Source organism: Mesorhizobium sp. B3-1-7 (assembly GCF_006439385.1).
Lineage (GTDB): Bacteria > Pseudomonadota > Alphaproteobacteria > Rhizobiales > Rhizobiaceae > Mesorhizobium.
In genome coordinates, this window is record NZ_VFTL01000005.1 from 176264 (window position 1) to 194963 (window position 18700).

The following is an 18700-nucleotide window of genomic DNA, read 5'->3' on the forward strand; positions in this document are numbered from 1 at the left end:
CCGTCAATGGTGTGAGATCACTTCGTTGAAGGCGTCGAGATCGACGTAGAAAACCTTGGTGATCTCATCCAGGAGATGATCCTCGTCATAGCCTTGCGACATCAGGATGTTGATCGCGGTCATGATATCGACGCGCTCGGTGAGACGCCGCTTTTGGTAGTCCTCGACAAAACGTTCCATCGCCGTCCCCTGGCAAGATTCTTTTTGGACGCGTTGACCGACAATCACTGCGGGGAAAGCTAAGCAGGCTTGCTTGCGTGGAACTTGCGGGCGGTGTCCGCGCGCCTTCCCCCTCATTCGCGACTGATACGGAAAGCGGCCGACTCACCAAGGCCAAGAAAAGATTAGCATGCGGTATTCGACGCACCAAAGCCGTCGAACACTTCGTCATCCTTGGGCATAGTGACGCGAAGCGGAGCGAAGACCTGAGGATCCATTCCGTTACTTCGAAGCGTCACCAACGGTGCAAAAACGTAGGACGGTGGGAGCGAGGTTGAACGGCTATTATTCTGCACCACCGCATCATCCGGCATCGGTGCGCGGCGTCGCTGCTTCGCTAAAGGATGACGACCGGCGCTACACTGTCAGGAACTTCCGCACATCCGCCCGGTCGAGGTCCTCGGCCGGACCGGTATGCACGATCTGGCCGCGATCCATGATGTTGACCTCGTCGGCAAGCTCCCGGCAGAAGTCGAGATATTGCTCGACCAGAAGCACGGCGATCCCCGCCTGGTCGCGGAGATACCGGATGGCGCGGCCGATATCCTTTATGATCGAAGGCTGGATGCCTTCGGTGGGCTCATCGAGCACCAAGAGCTTGGGCCGCATCACCAGCGCCCGGCCTATGGCGAGTTGCTGCTGCTGCCCGCCGGAAAGGTCGCCGCCGCGGCGCGACAGCATCTGCTTCAAGACCGGGAACAGCTCGAAGACATGTGCCGGAACACTACGGTCTGCACGCCTGAGCGGCGCGAAACCGGATTCCAGGTTCTCGCGCACCGTCAGCAGCGGAAAAACCTCCCTGCCCTGCGGCACGAATGCGATGCCCGACCGGGCGCGATCATACGCCGCGCTCCGGTCGAGCGCCTTCCCCTCGAAGGCAACGCTTCCGCTCGTCAGCCGGTGATGGCCGACGATCGATCTCATCAAACTGGTCTTGCCGACGCCGTTGCGGCCGAGCACGCAAGTGATCTTGCCGGCACCTGCCTTCAGCGAAACGCCGCGCAGCGCCTGGGCGGCGCCGTAATGCAGCGTGGCATTGGAGACTTCGAGCATGGTCAGCCCCTTGTCCAGCGCTTCAAAAAAGCGAAATCGAAACGATGGAACGGAACCCGCCAGATCATCCTTCACCGCCCCAGATAGACTTCGACGACGCGCTCGTCCGCCGAAACGAAATCGAGCGTGCCTTCCGACAGCACCGAGCCTTCGTGCAGGCAGGTCACCTTGACGCCGAGCTCGCGCACGAAATGCATGTCGTGCTCGACGACCACCACCGAATGGTCGCGGGCGATATCCTTGAGCAGGCGAGCGGTCTCCTCGGTCTCGGCATCGGTCATGCCGGCGACCGGTTCATCGACGAGGAGAAGCTTCGGGTCCTGCGCCAAGAGCATGCCGATCTCCAGCCATTGCTTCTGGCCGTGGCTCAGATTGGCGGCGAACTCGTCGCGCTTGTCGCCGAGACGGATGATGCCGAGTATGTCGTCGACGCGCCGTGTCTCGGCTGTCGAGCGGCGGTGGAACAGCGCCGGGAAGATCGAACGCGGCCCCTTCAGCGCCAGCATGAGATTGTCCTCGACGCTGTGGCTTTCGAAGACGGTCGGCTTCTGGAATTTACGGCCGATGCCCATCATGGCGATCTCGGCCTCGTCATGCCGGGTGAGATCGACCTGACCGTCGAAGAACACTTCGCCTTCGTCGGGCCGTGTCTTGCCGGTGACGATGTCCATCATCGTCGTCTTGCCGGCACCATTGGGCCCGATGATCGCTCGCATCTCGCCCTTGTCGAGCACCAGCGACAGATTGTTGATGGCGCGAAAACCGTCGAAGGAGACCGACACGCCGTCGAGATAAAGGATGGTGTTGGACTTGCTCATGGATCGCTCACTCCGCCGGCTGCGGCTCGGGGCCGGTGGCCGACCAGGCGCCCGGTGTCGTCGCCGCCGAGCGCACGATCTTCGGTTCGGGCGCCTGCGGATCGGCGCCGGCTTCCGCCGCAAGCGAAGCCGCGCGCAGCGCCTTCGCTCTGCCGCGCCAGCCGTCCCACATGCCGACGATGCCCTTGGGCAAAAGCAGCGTGACGGCGACGAACAGCCCGCCCAGGGCGAACAGCCAGAATTCCGGCATCACGCCGGTGAACCAGGATTTGCCGGCGTTGACCAACAGCGCGCCGATGATCGGGCCGACGATGGTGCCGCGCCCGCCGACGGCGGTCCAGATCACCACCTCGATCGAGTTGGACGGCTCGAACTCGCCGGGATTGATGATGCCGACCTGCGGCACGTAGAGCGCGCCGGCGATGCCGGCCATGATGGCCGAGACGATGAAGGCGAAGAGCTTGACGTTCTCGGCCCGCCAGCCGAGGAAGCGGGTGCGGCTCTCGGCGTCACGCACGGCCATCAGCAGCTTGCCGTATTTGGAGCGAACGATCGTCGCCGTCACGAAGACGGCGAGCGCAAGCGTGACGGCGCTCGCCGCAAACAGCGCCGAGCGCGTCGCGTCGGCCTGCACGCTGAAGCCGAGCATGTCCTTGAAATCGGTCAGGCCGTTGTTGCCGCCGAAGCCCATGTCGTTGCGGAAGAAGGCGAGCAGCAGCGCATAGGTCATCGCCTGGGTGATGATCGACAGATAGACGCCGGTGACGCGGCTGCGGAAGGCGAACCAGCCGAAGACGAAGGCAAGCAGGCCCGGTACCGCCAGCACCATGAGCGCCGCAAACCAGAAATGATCGAAGCCGTGCCAGAACCAGGGCAGCTCCTTGTAGTTCAGGAACACCATGAAATCCGGCAGGATCGGATTGCCGTAAACGCCGCGCGAACCGATCTGTCGCATCAGATACATGCCCATCGCATAGCCGCCGAGCGCGAAGAAGGCGCCGTGGCCGAGCGAAAGAATGCCGCAATAGCCCCAGACCAGGTCGAGCGCGAGCGCAAGCAGCGCGTAGCAGAGGTATTTGCCGACCAGCGCCACGATGTAGGGCGGGATGTAGAAGGCGCTTTGCGGCGAGACCGCCAGGTTGAGCAGCGGCACGACGATGGCTGCGGCGAGCAGCGCCAGGATCGTGACGGCGATGCGGCGGTCGGCCGAAAAGAAGCGCTTCACGATCATGCTTCCACCGCCCTGCCCTTCAGCGCGAACAGGCCGCGCGGACGTTTTTGGATGAACAGGATGATCAGCACCAGGACGACGATCTTGCCGAGCACCGCGCCGGCATAGGGCTCGAGGAACTTGTTGACGATGCCGAGCGAGAAGGCGCCGACCAGCGTGCCCCACAGATTGCCGACGCCGCCGAAGACCACGACCATGAAACTGTCGATGATGTAGCCGCGGCCGAGATTGGGCGAGACATTGTCGATCTGGCTGAGCGCCACGCCGGCAATGCCCGCGATGCCCGAGCCCAGCGCGAAGGTCAGCGCGTCGACCCATGGCGTCTTGATGCCCATCGAGGCGGCCATGCGCCGGTTGGCGGTGACGGCGCGCATCTGCAGCCCCCAGGACGTGCGCTTCATGACATAGAGCAGCACGCCGAACACCAGCAGCGCGAACACCAGGATCCACAGCCGGTTCCAGGTGATCGCCAGTTGGCCGATATCGAACGAACCCGACATCCAGGACGGATTGCCGACCTCCTGGTTGGTCGGGCCGAAGATGGTTCGCACCGCCTGCTGCAGGATCAGCGAGACGCCCCAGGTGGCCAAAAGCGTTTCCAGCGGCCGGCCGTAGAGGAAGCGGATGATGCCGCGCTCGATGGCGAGGCCGACCAGCGCGGCGACGAGAAAGGCGAGCGGCAGCGCGATCACCAGCGACCAGTCGAACAGGTCGGGGAAGGAGGTGCGGATCACCTGCTGGACGACGAAAGTGGTGTAGGCGCCGAGCATCACCATCTCGCCATGCGCCATGTTGATGACGCCCATGACGCCGAAGGTGATGGCGAGCCCGATCGCGGCGAGCAGCAGCACCGACCCGAGCGAGATGCCGTACCAGATGTTCTGCCCGGCATCCCACAGCGCCAGCGTCGAATTGATGCGGCCGATGGCAGCCGTTGCCGCGTCCTTGACCGCACCTTGCGCATTGGCCTCGACGGAGGTGAGCAGCGAGAGCGCGTCGCGGTCGCCGCGGGTCGCGATCACCGAGATCGCCGCGAGCTTGTCCGCCTCCGGCTTATCCGAGACCAGGATGGACGCGGCGTGCGCTTCATCGAACATCGTCTTAACGGCGGGATTGGTTTCGGCGGCGATCGCGGCATCGAGCGGCTCGATGTTCGCCGCGTCTGGCGTCTTGAACATCGTCATCGCCGCGGCGAGGCGCACGCTCGCGTCCCTGGCGCGCAGCGTCAGCGTGCCCAGCGCATCGCGGATGACCCGGCGCAAGCCATTGTTGACCTTGATCTTGGTGAGGTCGGCCTTGGCGGCTTCGGTCGCCTTTTCGCCGCTTAGCGGATCGATCAACTCGACGGCGTCGCCTGTCTCTTTGCCGACGAAGATCTGGGAGTCGGTTTTGCGGATGTAGAGATTGCCGTCGGCAAGCGCCGAGAGCGCGCGTTCGACGGCGGGATCGCCGCTGGCGGCAAGCTCGTGCACAACCGCTTCGGTGGCGGAGAAATTGGTGGCAGTCGCGAATTTGGCGATCACGGCGCGAAGATCGGTCTCGGCCGCGCTTGACGGCAGCAGGCTTGCCACCGCCAGCAGCAACGTCAGGCCAAGTAAGCGCAACAGGATCATCGCCTCAGCAGTCTCGCATGGTTGAAAGTTCTGCCCGGGCGGGCCGGAGAGACTGGCCCGCCCGGGCTGCGGTCTCGGGTCGCGGGGCCACTCCGCGACCCGGTCCGGGAGGACACGGACCTAGGTCCGAACCGGGATCAGTTGGTACCCTTGCCGCCGCACTTGCCGGTCTTGACGTTGAAGTTGCCGCAGCTGAGCGGCGCACGCCAATCGGAGATCAGGTCCTTGGAGTCCGGCAGGTAGTCGGACCACTCGTCACCCATCACCAGGCCAGGCGTTTGCGAGACGGTCTCGAACTGGCCGTCGGCCTGGATTTCGCCGATCAGCACCGGCTTGGTGATGTGGTGGTTGGGCATCATCGTCGAATAGCCGCCGGTCAGGTTCGGCACCGACACGCCGACCATGGCGTCGATGACCTTGTCCGGATCGGTGGTGCCGGCCTTCTCGACCGCCTTCACCCACATGTTGAAGCCGATGTAGTGGGCTTCCATCGGGTCGTTCGTGGTGCGCTTGTCGTTCTTGATGAACTTGTGCCAGTCGTCGATGAACTTCTTGTTCTCGGGCGTGTCGACGCTTTCGAAATAGTTCCAGGCGGCGAGATGGCCGACGAGCGGCGCGGTGTCGAGACCGGCCAGTTCTTCCTCGCCGACGGAGAAGGCCATGACCGGAATGTCCTCGGCCTTGATGCCCTGGTTGCCGAGCTCCTTGTAGAACGGCACGTTGGCATCGCCGTTGACGGTCGAGACGACGGCGGTCTTCTTGCCGGCCGAGCCGAATTTCTTGATCGCCGAAACCTCGGTCTGCCAGTCGGAGAAGCCGAACGGCGTGTAGTTGACCATGATGTCCTCGGCCGGCACGCCCTTCGCTTTCAGATAGGCTTCGAGGATCTTGTTGGTGGTGCGTGGATAGACGTAGTCGGTGCCTTCGAGCACCCAGCGCTTCACCGAACCGCCATCGGCGCTCATCAGGTAATCGACAGCCGGGATGGCCTGCTGGTTCGGCGCCGCACCCGTGTAGAAGACGTTGCGCTCGCTCTCCTCGCCCTCATACTGGACCGGGTAGAACAGGATGTTGTCGAGTTCCGAGAACACCGGCAGCACCGATTTGCGCGACACCGAGGTCCAGCAGCCGAACACGGCCGCGACCTTGTCCTTGGAAATCAGCTCGCGCGCCTTTTCGGCGAAGAGCGGCCAGTTGGACGCCGGATCGACGACGACAGCCTCGAGCTTCTTGCCGAGCAGGCCGCCCTTTGCATTCTGCTCGTCGATGAGCATCAGCATGACGTCCTTCAGCGTCGTTTCCGAGATCGCCATGGTCCCCGACAGCGAGTGGAGAATGCCGACCTTGATCGTGTCTTCAGCCGCCTTGGCGGAAGCCGAGGCCAGCAGGCCGGCAGCGACGACGCCCGCCGACAAGATTTTTGTAATTTTCGCGAAGTTACCCCTCATATGACACACTCCCAAGCGTGATTGTTTGCATCGCAACATACACCGTGCAAGCGACGTGCCAGACAGGAATGCGCTCGACGGAATTTCAGGATAACGAAGAGATTACAGGCGGTTATCGGGTAGCCGGGAAACTTTTCGCATCCGCTGCAATGCAGCGGCTTGAGAAAAGTTTACGCAATGCTGCCTAGATTTTGCCCAAATGTAAAAAATGCCTAAACTTTCACCATGAAGGCAAAGCCAGGCTGATCAGCCCTGTTGCGGGCCTATGGCAAAATGGGGCAAGGTCGCCGCGCAAACGAGCGACGTCATGGCCCGAACGATCCTGAGTTTCCTGCTTCTTGTCTCCGCCGCCGGCGGCGCTCGCGCCGATTTCACCGATGGCAAGTTGCCGGACGGCGCCTATCACTGCGAGGTCTACCTGCTCGGCCTGTTCCTCAATCTCGGCGACATCACCATCAAGGGCAATGTCTATAGTGGCCCAGTGACCTTTGGCGCTTCGGGAACCTATAACTACCAGATGAATCCCAATGGCGAGATCACCTGGCTTGGTCCGCTCGGCGGCTACACCAGCGGCGGCAATTCGATCTCCATGACCCAGGCGACGCTGGACGACCCAAGCGGTCCCTCCTTCGACATCATCATGAAGCAGCAGGACGGTGCCTTCACGGCCTCGACCTGCACCAGAAGATAGCCCGCATAAAAAAGGCGCGGAACCCTCACGGGTCCCGCGCCAGCAGGCAGTCGGGAGGTCAGATGGTCTTTGCCGACATCTGGGCTGCGATGTAGTCGGCCTGGCGGATCGCCAGCGTCACGATGGTCAGCGTCGGGTTCTCCGCGGCACCGCTGGTGAACTGGCTGCCGTCGGAAACGAACAGATTCTTGATATCGTGCGACTGGCCGTGCTTGTTGACGACGCCATCCTCCGGCTTCTCGCTCATTCGGTTGGTGCCGAGATTGTGGGTCGACGGATAAGGCGGTGTCGGGAAGGTCCGCGTTGCGCCGACCGCGGCGTAGAGCGCCTGGCCTTGCTTGTAGGCATGGTCACGCATTGCCTCGTCGTTCGGATGGTCGTCGAAATGGACGTCGGCGATCGGCATGCCGTGCTCGTCCTTCTCATCCTTGTGCAGCGTGATGCGGTTCTCCTCGCGCGGCATGTCCTCGCCGACGATCCACAGGCCCGCCATATGGTCGTAATGGTCGAGCGCGGTGGTGAAGGATCGACCCCAGCCGCCGGGGTTGAGGAAGGCCGCCATGAATGGCAGGCCAAGCGACAAGGTCTCCATCTCATAGCCGCCGACGAAGCCGCGCGAGGGATCGTGGCGCGCCTCGTCGCGGATGATGCCGGCCATGGTTGTACCGCGATACATGTGCACCGGCTTGTCGAAGATGGCATAGACCGAGCCGGTGGTGTGGCGCATGTAGTTCTTGCCCACCTGCCCGGATGAGTTGGCAAGCCCATGCGGGAATTTGGACGATTCCGAATTGAGCAGCAGGCGCGGGCTCTCGATCGAATTGCCGGCGACCGCGACGATTCGGGCCTTCTGCTCCTGCAGCTTGCCGTCCTTGTCGGCATAGACGACGCCGGTCACCTTGCCTGAAGCGTCGTGGTTGATTTTGATCGCCATCGAGTTCGGCCGGACCTCCAGATGCCCGGTCGCCTCGCCCTTCGGGATTTCGGTGTAGAGCGTCGACCATTTGGCGCCCCATTTGCAGCCCTGGAAGCAGAAGCCGGTCTGCTGGCAGGAGTTGCGGTCGTCGCGCTCCACCGAATTGATGGCCATGTTGCCGGTGTGGCACTCCTTGTAGCCGAGCTTGTCGGCGCCGGCCTTGAGCACCTTGAAGTTGTTGTTGCCGGGCAGCCGCGGCCAGTTGTTGGTGCCTGTCACGCCCATCTTGGCTTCGGCCTTGGCGTAATAAGGCTCCATCTCGGCCAGCGTCACCGGCCAGTCCAGCAGGTTCGCGCCCTTGACCTTGCCGTAGGTCGAGGCCGTTTTGAACTCATGTTCCTGGAAGCGCAGCGAGGCGCCCGCCCAGTGCGTCGTCGAGCCGCCAACCGACTTGACGATCCAGGCCGGCAGGTTCGGGAAATCCTTGGCGACCCGCCAGTCGCCAGAGGTGGTGCGCTTGTCCTTCCAGGCAAGCTGGGCAAAGGAATCCCACTCGTCATTGATGAAGTCCTCATATTCGTGGCGGGCGCCCGCCTCGAGGATGACGACGTCGATGCCTTTCTGCGCAAGTTCGTTGCCGAGCGTGCCGCCGCCGGCGCCGGAGCCGATGATGACGACCACGCCGTCGTTCTTGAGATCAAATGATGCTGCCATGGTTTCCTCCCATGAAATCTGTCGAAATGCGGTTCGGGACAGAGCGGCTCAGAGCCACTCGATGTCGTTGAAGCCGCGCGCGATGTAGCCGCCCTTGGAGTAGGACTCGCCCTCGTAACCGAAGATCGGCCACACCTCCTTCTGGTTGTAGAGGCTGACGACAAGGCCGCCGCGCACCGCCTGGAAGAAGGGCGTCTTCTCGATGCCGGTCAGCAGCGCAACCCGCTCCTCTTCCCAGCCAAGCCCGCGATAGCCGCCCTTGCCGGCCTTCTTGTCGAGCTCGGCGATGCCCTTCTCGATCAGTTCCTTGTGGGCCGGGTCCTTGGCAGCAGTCTCGTCGTGGCCCTTGACGGCAATGGCGTAGTATTTGTCCGGCACCTGGTCGTGCGGATAGATGTCGCGCGCCACCTGGATCAGCGTCGCCATCGTCTCGGGCTTCAGCGCCGAGGTTTCGAGACCCCAGGCGTGTTCGGGGCTGATGACGGCGCTGCCGGAGATGATGAGCAGCGCACCAGCGCCGCCGCGCTTCAAAAGCTCGCGCCGCGAAAGCCCGGCTTTCTTCTCGTAGCCCGGCTTCTTCTCGTAGACTGTAACCATGATTTCCTCCCTGCTTGCTGTTCGCACCCCTGAGGGAGTGCCGTTGCTGGCGCCGCGCCCCTCCGCGGCGAATATCCCCTATTGGAAGCGCCCTCCCCGCTGCAGGACCTCGATCTTATAACCGTCGGGATCCTCGATGAAGAAGAAGCGGGCGATCAACGCTCCGTCGCGGTTGAACTCGACGATCTTCTTCGGATTGAGACCGAGCGCGCCGATCCGGTCGTGCTCGCTGTCGAGATCGGCGACCGAGACAGCGAGATGGCCGTAGCCGTCGCCGAGCGCATAGGGTTCGGTGCGCCCCTTGTTCACCGTCAGCTCCACCTCGAACAGCGAACTGCCATTGCTGAGATAGATGAGCGTGAAGGTCTCGAAATCGAGCCGCTGCGCGATCTCGAGGCCGAAGGCCTTGTTGTAGAAATCGACGGACCGCGCCTCGTCGAGAACCCGGATCATGGAATGGATCGCCTTCGCCAAATCGGTCTCCGCAGCTTCTGGTGCTTACGCAAACGATTATGCGCGCCGGCGAAAAAAGGTGGTGGCAGCCGATTACCACGCACGGAACTGGAAAACGGCTAGTGTCGCTCCAGTTTTAGCTGCATGCTGTTCAAAGGCTGCCGCGGTTTTGGGGACCGGCATGCAGCAAACAAACGCTTGAAGCGGGGCTCGCCGAAACGGTTTCAAGCGGCGCGCTTCAAGGACGAAAGTCCGATTGCCGTTGCCGGCCATCGGATCGAAAATGACAAACGCAGGCAGTGTTCAAAAAGGCGCCAGCAACTCAATCGGCGCCCAAGACAAACAAGAACGGGAGGTACCGATGTGCAGAGTCTTTGCCGGACAGGATCCGGAAGGCTACCGGCAGATCAACAGGTCGATCCGCATCGACGGCCATTCGACCAGCATCCAGCTCGAGGCGACATTCTGGGGTCTTCTTGACGAGATCGCCGACAGCCAGGGACTGACGACGCCGAAATTCATCTCGAAGCTCTATGACGAGGCGATCGAGATCAACGGCCAGATTCCGAACTTCGCTTCCATGCTGCGCACCACCTGCGCGCTCTATCTGCGGGGCCATCGCCCCAACGCCGAGGAGCAGGCTGCGTTGAAGCAGGAAGCCGCCTAGCTTTCGGCCGCGACTTCGAGCGCCAGCCGGGTCATGTCGGTGAAGAGAGCCTGGCGCTCCGAATAATCGGTCAACTCGCCGGTGGCGATATGATCGACAACGGTGAGTAGTGACAGCGCTCGCGCGCCGAACTGCGCCGCAATCCGATAGAGCGCACTGGTTTCCATATCGACGGCCAACGCCCCCAGCGCGATCGGCTCGTCGAACCGGGCGCGGCCATCGGGATGGTGGAACACGTCGCTGCAAACGGTCAGTCCCGCGCTGCAGGCGATGCCGAGATCGGCCGCGCGTCGAAGCGCCAGCGCATGCAGCGCCCGATCCGGCCCGGCCGGCTGATAAAGCCCGAAGACTTGCCCACTGATTGCTCCCTCGGCCCGCACCTCGCTGGAGATGACGACGCCGCGCAGGGGCACATCTTCCGACAAACCGCCGCAGGTGCCGGTGCGTATCAGTGTCTTGGCACCGTAACAATCCAGCAGCTCGAAGGCATAGATCAGGAAAGACGACACCCCGATGCCGGTTGCCTGGATGCTGACCGGCTTGCCGCGGAACCGGCCGGTGAAGCCCAGCGCGCCTCTTCGACGGTTCACGCAGCGCGGCGCGTCCAGAAAAGTTTCCGCCATCCATTGGGCGCGCTCGGGATCGCCCGGCAACAGCACCGTTTCGGCATAGTCCCCCCGGCCCGCCTCGATATGCGGCGTCACGCGCTACCATCCCCATGATAGACCCATCCGACGACCATCATGGGCAGGGCTGCCGCAATGTGCAAGCGCTAGCTTCTTTAGGACTCCAGCACGTCCTTGACGATCGTCGCCAGTTGCTTGAGCGAGAACGGTTTCGGCAGGAAGCCGAAATGCGCGTCGGCCGGCAGGTTCTTCGCAAACGCGTCCTCGGCATAGCCCGAAACGAACACGAACTTGATGTCCGGTTGGCGTTTGCGCAGTTCGCCGAGCAATGTCGGCCCGTCCATCTCCGGCATCACCACGTCGGAGACGACGATGTCGACCTTGCCGCCGAGCGCCTCGAACACTTCCAGCGCCTCGACACCGGAAGACGCCTCATGCACGGTGTAGCCGCGCGAGATCAGCGCCCTGACGCCGCCCATGCGCACGGCGTCCTCGTCCTCGACCAGAAGCACGGTGGCCGAGCCGGAAAGATCCTTGGCCGTATCGGCCGGCTTGGTCGGGGCCGCCGCCGCGGCCGGCGCCTCGCCGGGCTCTGCCTGCTTCTTCACCTCGGCGATGTGGCGCGGCAGGAAGATACGGAACACCGTGCCCTTGCCGACCTCGGAATCGCAGAAGATGAAGCCGCCGGTCTGCTTGATGATGCCGTAGACCATCGACAGGCCGAGGCCGGTGCCCTTGCCCACTTCCTTGGTCGTGAAGAACGGCTCGAAGATCTTCTTCAGCACGTCGGGCGCGATGCCGCTGCCGGTGTCCTCGACGTCGACGAGCACATAGTCGGCCGGCGCCAGTTCGCGATAGGCGAAGGACTTGCACTCGTCGGCGGTGACGTTGCGGGTGCGCACGGTGAGATCGCCGCCGCTCGGCATGGCGTCGCGCGCATTGACGGCGAGATTGACCACCACCTGCTCGAACTGGCCGATATCGACCTTGACCGGCCACAGGTCGCGGCCGTGGTCGATCTTCAGCTTGATGTCGTTGCCGACCAGCCGGGCGAGCAGCATCCTGAGATCGGCCAGAACATCGGTCAGGTTGAGCACTTCCGGCCGCAGCGTCTGCTTGCGCGAGAAGGCCAGCAATTGCCGCACGAGCGAGGCCGCCCGGTTGGCGTTCTGCTTGATGTTCATGATGTCGGGGAAGGACGGGTCCGACGGCCGGTGGTTGGTCAAGAGAAGATCGGACGCCATGATGATGGCGGTCAGCACGTTGTTGAAGTCGTGCGCGATGCCGCCGGCGAGCTGACCGACCGCCTGCATCTTCTGGCTCTGCGCCATCTGCCCCTCGAGCGCCTTCTGCTCGGTGGTCTCGACCGCGTAGACGATCGCCGATTCCTCGGCGCCTTCGCTGCCCGCGCTGTCGGCGACGGCGTTGACGTAGAAGCGGATGTGGCGCTCCTCGTTGCCGGGCAGCACGGAGTCGATCGGCTCGATATTGGCCTGCCGCTGCCGGGCCTTCTCGAAGGCTGTGGCGAAAGCCGGCCGGTCGCGCTCGTGAACGATGGTCTCGAACCGCACCCGCCGGTCGACCGCGTCGCGGTCGACCACGGACGAAAACAGCTGCAGGAAGGGCGCGTTGGTGCGCAGGATGCGTCCGTTCGCATCGACGCCAGCAATGGCCATCGGCGTCGAGTTGAAGAAGCGGGTGAAGCGAACCTCGGAGGCTCTGAGTTCCGCGGAAGCATCCTCGCCCTGGGTGCGGTTGAGCACGATCGTGCGGGTCGGGCCGTTCACGCCTTCGCGGCTCGCCGAAACGCGGTGCATGAAGCGCACCGGCAGCGCCTGGCCGCTCATGGTGGTGAGGTCGAGGTCGATGACGGCGTTGCGGGTGGTACCGGGGTCGGCTTTGACCGAGCGGACCAGCGCCATGCCGTCGCCGGCGATGATTTCCGGCAGCGTGATGGCGCCCGGCGTGAAGGAGGCAAGGTCGATGCCCAGCCACTCGGCGAGCGTGGCGTTGATATAGGTGACGCGGCCCTCCTGGTCGGCCGAGAAGAACCCGGCCGGCGCATGGTCGAGATGGTCGATGGCTTTCTGCAGGTCGAGGAAGAAACGCTCCTGCTCCGCCCGTTCCTGCGAGATGTCGGCGAGCTGCCAGGCCAGCATCGGCAGCCTTTGCCCGGGCATGCTGAAGGCGCGGGCGCGGGCGCGGTACCAGCGCGCGCCGGGCTCGGCACCCGGCTTGATCGACTGCGCCAGCCGGAACTCGCCGTCGCCGGCCTGGCCGTCGCGCAGTCCCGACGCCAGCCGGTAGATCGTCATCGAGGCCTCGGGAACATCCGAAAGCAGCCCTTCGACGGTCTTGAGATCGGCGGCCGAGGCGGCACCCGTCATATCGGCATAGGCGCGGTTGGCGTAGACGACGCGGCCCTTGGTGTCGGTGACCACAAGGCCCTGCGACATCGAATCGACGAAGGCTTTCGACAATTCGTCGCCAGTCGAGCGCGGCGCGATCTGCACGAAGCCGATCGCGGTCGCGAACAGGAAGCCGACGCCGATCATGGCGAGCACGCCGAGCATGCCGAGCAGGAAAGGATCGCCGAGACGCTCGCGGAACAGTCCGAAGACGATCGCGGCGCCGGTCAAGACGACGATGAAGACGATGAGCCTGGTGACGGCGCCCGGACGCGTGTTCTGGTCGACGATCGGTACCGGATAGAAATCGCCGCGCGCTTCCTTGGCCATGTTCCCCCTGCTCGTGATTCCGGTGTCCGACGGGCGCGGACGGCCGGTTGAATCACATTCTCCTGTAACGGAAAAGGCCCCGGGGGCAAATGTCCGATAAAATCAACGATTCATGTTTCAAACTGTTCACGATAGGTGATGTGAACTTGCGGTCGCTGGTCCCAACGGTCTAGTGTCCCCTCACTTCAAAGATGGCGATTGGGGTGCACTGATGCAGTGGCTGGATAATGTAGCGGGCCCGGGTTACGTCGCTGCAATCCTGTGGACGGTAGCGGCCCTCATCCTGCTGGTTGTCGTCCTGCTCGCCATCAAGGTGGTCCGCAACCTGACCTTCGGCACCTTCGTTGCCGGCGGCAGGAACCGCAAGACGCGGCTTGCCGTGATGGATGCCACCGCTGTCGACAGCCATCGCCGGCTTGTCCTGGTGCGCCGCGACGACATCGAGCACCTGATCCTGATCGGTGGGCCGACCGATGTCGTGGTCGAGCGCGACATCAGGCTGGCGGCGCCGCGCCGCCCGGCATTGACGGGCGACGGCGGTCAGCAGCAGACAGGAGCTGCGCAACGCCCGCGCGCGCCGCAACCGGCGCCCGCCCCCGCCAGGCCGCCGGCGCCGCCTGCCGCCCAGCCAGCAGCCGCCACACATCCGCGCGCGCCGGCGCCCGCGCCCATCAAGCCGGCGGCGCCGAGCCAGCCGACGGCCAAGGTCATGCCGCTGCCGAGCTACGGGACGACGAACGGCAGCACCAGATATGCGCCACCGCCCTCAAACGACTCCATCGACGACACGCTGATGCACGAACTCGAAACCTCTCTCGACGACCAGCATTCCCAGCCGGCAATCGCCAAGCCCGCGGCCAAGCCTTCGCTCGATGACGAGATGACCAAGCTCCTTGGCGAGTTGGGCAGCCACAAGCGCTGACCGGCCACCGGCGCAAGCGAGCCTCTTCACGCCCCTGTCGGCAAAGACAAATGGGGCGCTGAAAAACAAAATGGCCGGAAATCCCGGCCATTTTCGATGTTCTTGCCCAGCTAGATCGCGTCAGTCGTCGCGATAGACCTTCTCGCGACGCTCGTGGCGCTCCTGCGCCTCGATCGACAGTGTCGCGATCGGACGCGCGTCGAGCCGCTTCAGCGCGATCGGCTCCCCGGTCTCCTCGCAATAGCCGTAGGTGCCTTCGTCGATGCGCTGGAGCGCGGAGTCGATTTTCGAGATGAGCTTGCGTTGGCGATCGCGGGCGCGCAATTCGATGGCGCGGTCGGTTTCGGAGGAGGCGCGATCGGCTAGGTCGGGGTGGTTGGCGTTTTCCTGCTGCAGGATTTCGAGGGTTTCGCGCGCTTCGCGGAGAATGTCGTTCTTCCAGGTGATAAGCTTTTGACGGAAGTACGATTTTTGCCGTTCGTTCATGAACGGCTCGTCTTCGGAGGGTACGTAATTGGCGGTAACGATATCGTTCATTCGACTCACCCAACAACCCCAAATTTGGCGCCTATATATTCGGGGACAAGAGCCTGCACAAGCGCTATCGGCGACAGTTTCACGCAATTGTTAGTCACGCATCGGCGGCCCGCGCGATGACTTTGTTTCAACGGCACAAAACGAATTCGCACATGATTCGTTGCAGTTGCTGGCGCCGGCCATTGTGCATGACTTGGTTCTGGTGACTAATCGCGCTTTGCCAAGAAGGCGGCGTCACGGGGGTCCGGTTGAGCAGACTTTATCTGTTGCGGCATGCCAAAGCCGGCTGGGCGCTGCCCGGCGTGCGCGATTTCGACCGCCCGCTCGACGAATCGGGCATGGCCGATGCCGAAGCGATCGGAGAGGCCATGCGGGCCCGCACCTACGTGCCGGACGTCACCCTTTGCTCCAACGCCAAGCGGGCGAGGCAAACGCTGGAAGGCCTGGCGGGGCGCACCGACACCGGCCGGGTCCTGTTCTTCGACACGCTCTACAGCGAGGACGCGGCCGGCTACCTCGACATCATCCGCAAGAATGGCGGCGCCAACTCGCTGCTGGTGATCGGTCACAACCCCATGACCGAAGATCTGGCCATGGCGGTGTCCGGAGATGGCGAGCAGGCGGCGCGCGGCATGATGAATCACGGTTTTCCGACCTCCGGCCTTGCCGTGGTGCGCTTTCCCGGCAACCTTGCCGAAGCGGCGCAGGGCAACGGCTATCTCGAAGCCTTTCTCACGCCCGCCGACCTCTGAGGCCATTTCAAACGCGCGGTCCAGGGCCTATATCGGGCGCTGACGCGCAACCAGAGGCCCGATTTGGCATCATCGCTGACCAATTTCACCGACGAGGCGAGGATTGCGCTCGACACGTTGTCGGGCCGCGCCGCCGGGCTCTTCTCTCCGTCATTGCGTCTTGGCGTCACCGGCCTTTCCCGCTCCGGCAAGACGGTGTTCATTTCGGCCCTCGTCCACAATCTCATCCATGGCGGACGCCTGCCGCTCTTCGAAGCGCAGAAATCCGGCCGCATCGCCCGTGCCTTCCTCGAGGAGCAGCCGGACGATGCCGTTCCGCGCTTCCAGTATGAGGATCATGTCGCGGCTTTGGTGAACGACCGCGCCTGGCCGGACTCCACGCGCGCCATCTCAGAACTGCGGCTCACCATCGAATATGAGTCGGCTTCGGGCTGGAACCGGTTGTTTTCAACCGGAAAGCTATCCATCGATATCGTCGACTATCCCGGCGAATGGCTGCTCGACCTGCCGCTGCTTGGCAAATCCTTTGCCGACTTTTCGCGTGAGGCGGTCGAACTGGCCGCCCTGCCCGTCCGCTCGGACCTGTCGCAGGCCTGGCGCGAACTGGCCTCCGCCATCGATCCCGATGCCGACGCCGACGAGATGACGGCGCGGCGATTGGCCGAAAGCTTCGCCGCCTATCTCAAGGCCTGCAAGCTCGACGAACGCGCGCTGTCGACGCTGCCGCCCGGCCGTTTCCTGATGCCGGGCGATCTCGAAGGCTCGCCGGCGCTGACCTTCGCGCCGCTGATGACGCTGTCGCAAGGCCGGCCGCGCTCCGGATCGCTGCAGGCCATGATGGAACGCCGCTACGAGGCCTATAAGACGCATGTCGTCAAACCGTTCTTTCGCGAGCACATCGCCCGCCTCGACCGGCAGATCGTGCTGATCGACGCCATGCAGGCGCTCAACGCCGGACCGGCCGCCATGGCCGATCTGGAGCGCGCCGTCACCGAGATCCTGTCCTGCTTCCGGCCCGGGCGGGGCAATTTCCTCACCGACTTCTTCTCGCGCCGTATCGACCGCATCCTGGTCGCCGCGACCAAGGCGGACCATCTGCACCACGAAAGCCATGACCGGCTGCAGGCGATCGTGCGCCGGCTGACCGACCGCGCCGTGGCGCGCGCGAATTTCAGCGGCGCCGCCGTCGACGTCGTCGCCATGGCCGCGGTTCGCTCGACCCGCGAAGGCACGGTGAAGCAGGGCCGCGAGACGCTGCCCGTCATCATCGGCGCCCCGCTGAAGGGCGAGAAGATCAATGGCGAGACATTCGACGGAAAGACCGAAACCGCCATATTCCCGGGCGATTTGCCGGAAAAGATCGATGCGGTGTTCGACAATTCCGGATCGCCGCCCGACAGCACCGAACCGGCGATCCGCTTCGTGCGTTTCCGCCCGCCGAAACTCGAACGCACCGCCGAAGGCGTCACGCTGTCCTTGCCGCATATCCGGCTCGACCGCGCGCTGCAGTTCCTGATCGGAGATCATCTGGCATGACCGCGCCCCGCAAACCGGCGGCCTTCCGCATCGAGCCCGAGACCGAGGCGCCGCCGCAACCACAGCGAAACCGCGTCGCCGAGGAGCAGCCGGCGCGCAGGCCACGTGCCGCGCGGGCTGATGTGGCGGTCGTGATCCCCTCGGAGGTCGATGTCTTCGACGAACCGGACATCGAGGCTGCGGTTCCGCCACCGGCGACGGCGCCGAGAAAGCGCTCGCTGCTTGCCCGGCTGTTCCTCGGTGCTCTGAGCGTGCTCGTCTCGCTGGCGGTCGGTCTTTGGGCCGACCAGCTGATCCGCGACCTGTTCGCGCGCGCCGAATGGCTTGGCTGGCTGGCGGCCGGCATGGCGGCGATTGCGCTGCTCTCGCTGCTCGTCATCCTGGTCCGCGAATTCCTCGCCATCGCCCGCCTGGCCGAAGTCGAAAAGATGCAGAAGCGGGCCCTGGATGCCGTGGCGCGCGACGATCCCAAGGCGGCCCGTGCCTTGGTCGACGAACTCTCGGCCTTCGTCGCGGCAAAACCCGAGACCGCCGCTGGGCGCCGTTCTCTTGCCGAATTGCGCGGCGAGATCATCGACGGCGCCAATCTGGTGCGGCTTGCCGAGACCGAGATCCTGTCGCCTCTCGATGCCCGCGCGAAAATCATGATCCTCGAGGCCGCGAAGCGCGTATCCCTGATCACGGCCGTCAGCCCGCGCGCTCTGGTCGACATCGCCTATGTCGTGTTCGAGGCCGGCCGCCTGATCCGGCGGCTCTCCGAACTCTACGGCGGCCGCCCAGGCACGCTCGGCTTCTTCCGGCTGGCGCGCGGCGTGCTCGCGCATCTGGCGGTGACCGGCTCGATCGCGGTGGGCGACAGTTTCGTGCAGCAGATCGTCGGCCATGGCCTGGCCGCAAAACTCTCGGCAAAGCTCGGCGAAGGCGTGGTCAACGGCATGATGACGGCGCGCATCGGCATCGCCGCGATGGAAACCGCCCGCCCCTTGCCGTTCATCGCCGTCAAGCGCCCCGGCCTCGGCGATTTCCTCTCGGCGCTGACCTCGTTCGCGGCGCGAAAGAACAGCCAGACGACCGATAAGGTAAACGCGTGACCCGCTGCGGGTGACGAAGCATTAACCAATCTTCTGCATGGTCAATCCGGTCCCAAGAATAGACTCTTTCGTGCCGGG

Annotated in this window: 18 protein-coding genes; 6 read left to right on the top strand and 12 right to left on the bottom strand. The window is 63.9% G+C overall.

Annotation, left to right across the window (positions count from 1 at the left end; genetic code table 11):
• Positions 1 to 3 precede the first annotated feature (3 nt).
• The 6 genes from FJ417_RS06235 to urtA all read right to left on the bottom strand — a co-directional run bounded on the left by FJ417_RS06235 (position 4) and on the right by urtA (position 6382).
• Entirely contained in the window at positions 4 to 180 is a 177-nt protein-coding gene (locus FJ417_RS06235) for a hypothetical protein (RefSeq protein ID WP_095765283.1), read from the bottom strand.
• A gap of 396 nt (positions 181 to 576) precedes the next feature.
• Positions 577 to 1272, bottom strand: a complete 696-nt coding sequence (gene urtE / locus FJ417_RS06240; protein WP_140642909.1) for an urea ABC transporter ATP-binding subunit UrtE — start codon at positions 1270 to 1272, stop codon at positions 577 to 579.
• A gap of 71 nt (positions 1273 to 1343) precedes the next feature.
• On the bottom strand, positions 1344 to 2090 hold the full coding sequence (gene urtD, locus FJ417_RS06245; protein WP_140642910.1) for an urea ABC transporter ATP-binding protein UrtD: 747 nt from the start codon (positions 2088 to 2090) through the stop codon (positions 1344 to 1346).
• Between the two features lie 7 nt (positions 2091 to 2097).
• Positions 2098 to 3321, bottom strand: coding sequence for an urea ABC transporter permease subunit UrtC (gene urtC, locus FJ417_RS06250; RefSeq protein ID WP_140782859.1), 1224 nt, complete (start codon positions 3319 to 3321; stop codon positions 2098 to 2100).
• The gene (urtB, locus tag FJ417_RS06255) at positions 3318 to 4934 is read right to left on the bottom strand and encodes an urea ABC transporter permease subunit UrtB (RefSeq protein WP_140782860.1); all 1617 of its coding nucleotides are present in this window, start codon (positions 4932 to 4934) and stop codon (positions 3318 to 3320) included. The genes urtC and urtB overlap by 4 nt, the downstream gene beginning before the upstream one ends.
• 137 nt (positions 4935 to 5071) lie before the next feature.
• Positions 5072 to 6382 (bottom strand): urea ABC transporter substrate-binding protein, encoded by a 1311-nt coding sequence (gene urtA / locus FJ417_RS06260; RefSeq protein WP_140782861.1) that lies wholly within the window; start codon positions 6380 to 6382, stop codon positions 5072 to 5074.
• Positions 6383 to 6689: 307 nt separating this feature from the next.
• Between urtA and FJ417_RS06265 the strand changes: the two genes are divergently transcribed.
• Positions 6690 to 7073 carry a hypothetical protein gene (locus tag FJ417_RS06265; RefSeq protein WP_140642919.1) on the top strand — a complete coding sequence of 128 codons (384 nt, stop codon included), beginning with the start codon at positions 6690 to 6692 and terminating at the stop codon, positions 7071 to 7073.
• A 58-nt stretch (positions 7074 to 7131) separates the two neighbouring features.
• Here FJ417_RS06265 and FJ417_RS06270 read toward each other — a convergent pair whose 3' ends face one another.
• The 3 genes from FJ417_RS06270 to FJ417_RS06280 form a co-directional block, all read right to left on the bottom strand.
• Positions 7132 to 8703 carry a GMC family oxidoreductase gene (locus FJ417_RS06270; protein WP_140642922.1) on the bottom strand — a complete coding sequence of 524 codons (1572 nt, stop codon included), beginning with the start codon at positions 8701 to 8703 and terminating at the stop codon, positions 7132 to 7134.
• A gap of 48 nt (positions 8704 to 8751) precedes the next feature.
• Complete coding sequence (locus FJ417_RS06275) at positions 8752 to 9300, bottom strand: gluconate 2-dehydrogenase subunit 3 family protein (protein WP_140708673.1); 549 nt, start codon at positions 9298 to 9300, stop codon at positions 8752 to 8754.
• A 78-nt stretch (positions 9301 to 9378) separates the two neighbouring features.
• Entirely contained in the window at positions 9379 to 9774 is a 396-nt protein-coding gene (locus FJ417_RS06280) for a VOC family protein (protein ID WP_140642927.1), read from the bottom strand.
• A gap of 340 nt (positions 9775 to 10114) precedes the next feature.
• On the opposite strand from FJ417_RS06280, the gene FJ417_RS06285 reads away from it, so the two are divergent.
• The gene (locus FJ417_RS06285) at positions 10115 to 10420 is read left to right on the top strand and encodes a ribbon-helix-helix domain-containing protein (RefSeq protein ID WP_140652977.1); all 306 of its coding nucleotides are present in this window, start codon (positions 10115 to 10117) and stop codon (positions 10418 to 10420) included.
• Here FJ417_RS06285 and FJ417_RS06290 read toward each other — a convergent pair.
• Both FJ417_RS06290 and FJ417_RS06295 read right to left on the bottom strand, forming a co-directional pair.
• Positions 10417 to 11124, bottom strand: a complete 708-nt coding sequence (locus FJ417_RS06290; protein ID WP_140782862.1) for a DeoD-type purine-nucleoside phosphorylase — start codon at positions 11122 to 11124, stop codon at positions 10417 to 10419. The two genes, FJ417_RS06285 and FJ417_RS06290, sit on opposite strands and share 4 nt — an antisense overlap.
• A 77-nt stretch (positions 11125 to 11201) precedes the next feature.
• The gene (locus FJ417_RS06295; protein WP_140782863.1) at positions 11202 to 13784 is read right to left on the bottom strand and encodes an ATP-binding protein; all 2583 of its coding nucleotides are present in this window, start codon (positions 13782 to 13784) and stop codon (positions 11202 to 11204) included.
• Between the two features lie 211 nt (positions 13785 to 13995).
• Between FJ417_RS06295 and FJ417_RS06300 the strand changes: the two genes are divergently transcribed.
• Positions 13996 to 14706 carry a flagellar biosynthetic protein FliO gene (locus FJ417_RS06300; protein WP_140782864.1) on the top strand — a complete coding sequence of 237 codons (711 nt, stop codon included), beginning with the start codon at positions 13996 to 13998 and terminating at the stop codon, positions 14704 to 14706.
• A gap of 120 nt (positions 14707 to 14826) precedes the next feature.
• Here FJ417_RS06300 and dksA read toward each other — a convergent pair whose 3' ends face one another.
• Complete coding sequence (dksA, locus tag FJ417_RS06305; RefSeq protein ID WP_095765270.1) at positions 14827 to 15243, bottom strand: RNA polymerase-binding protein DksA; 417 nt, start codon at positions 15241 to 15243, stop codon at positions 14827 to 14829.
• A 248-nt stretch (positions 15244 to 15491) separates the two neighbouring features.
• On the opposite strand from dksA, the gene FJ417_RS06310 reads away from it, so the two are divergent.
• The 3 genes from FJ417_RS06310 (at position 15492) to FJ417_RS06320 (ending at position 18622) form a co-directional block, all read left to right on the top strand.
• Positions 15492 to 15995, top strand: coding sequence for a histidine phosphatase family protein (locus FJ417_RS06310; RefSeq protein WP_140652968.1), 504 nt, complete (start codon positions 15492 to 15494; stop codon positions 15993 to 15995).
• 63 nt (positions 15996 to 16058) lie between these two features.
• A complete protein-coding gene (locus FJ417_RS06315) occupies positions 16059 to 17531 on the top strand; it encodes a YcjX family protein (RefSeq protein WP_140782865.1) in 1473 nt (490 codons plus the stop codon).
• Positions 17528 to 18622 carry a TIGR01620 family protein gene (locus FJ417_RS06320; protein WP_140782866.1) on the top strand — a complete coding sequence of 365 codons (1095 nt, stop codon included), beginning with the start codon at positions 17528 to 17530 and terminating at the stop codon, positions 18620 to 18622. The genes FJ417_RS06315 and FJ417_RS06320 overlap by 4 nt, the downstream gene beginning before the upstream one ends.
• Positions 18623 to 18700: the final 78 nt, after the last annotated feature.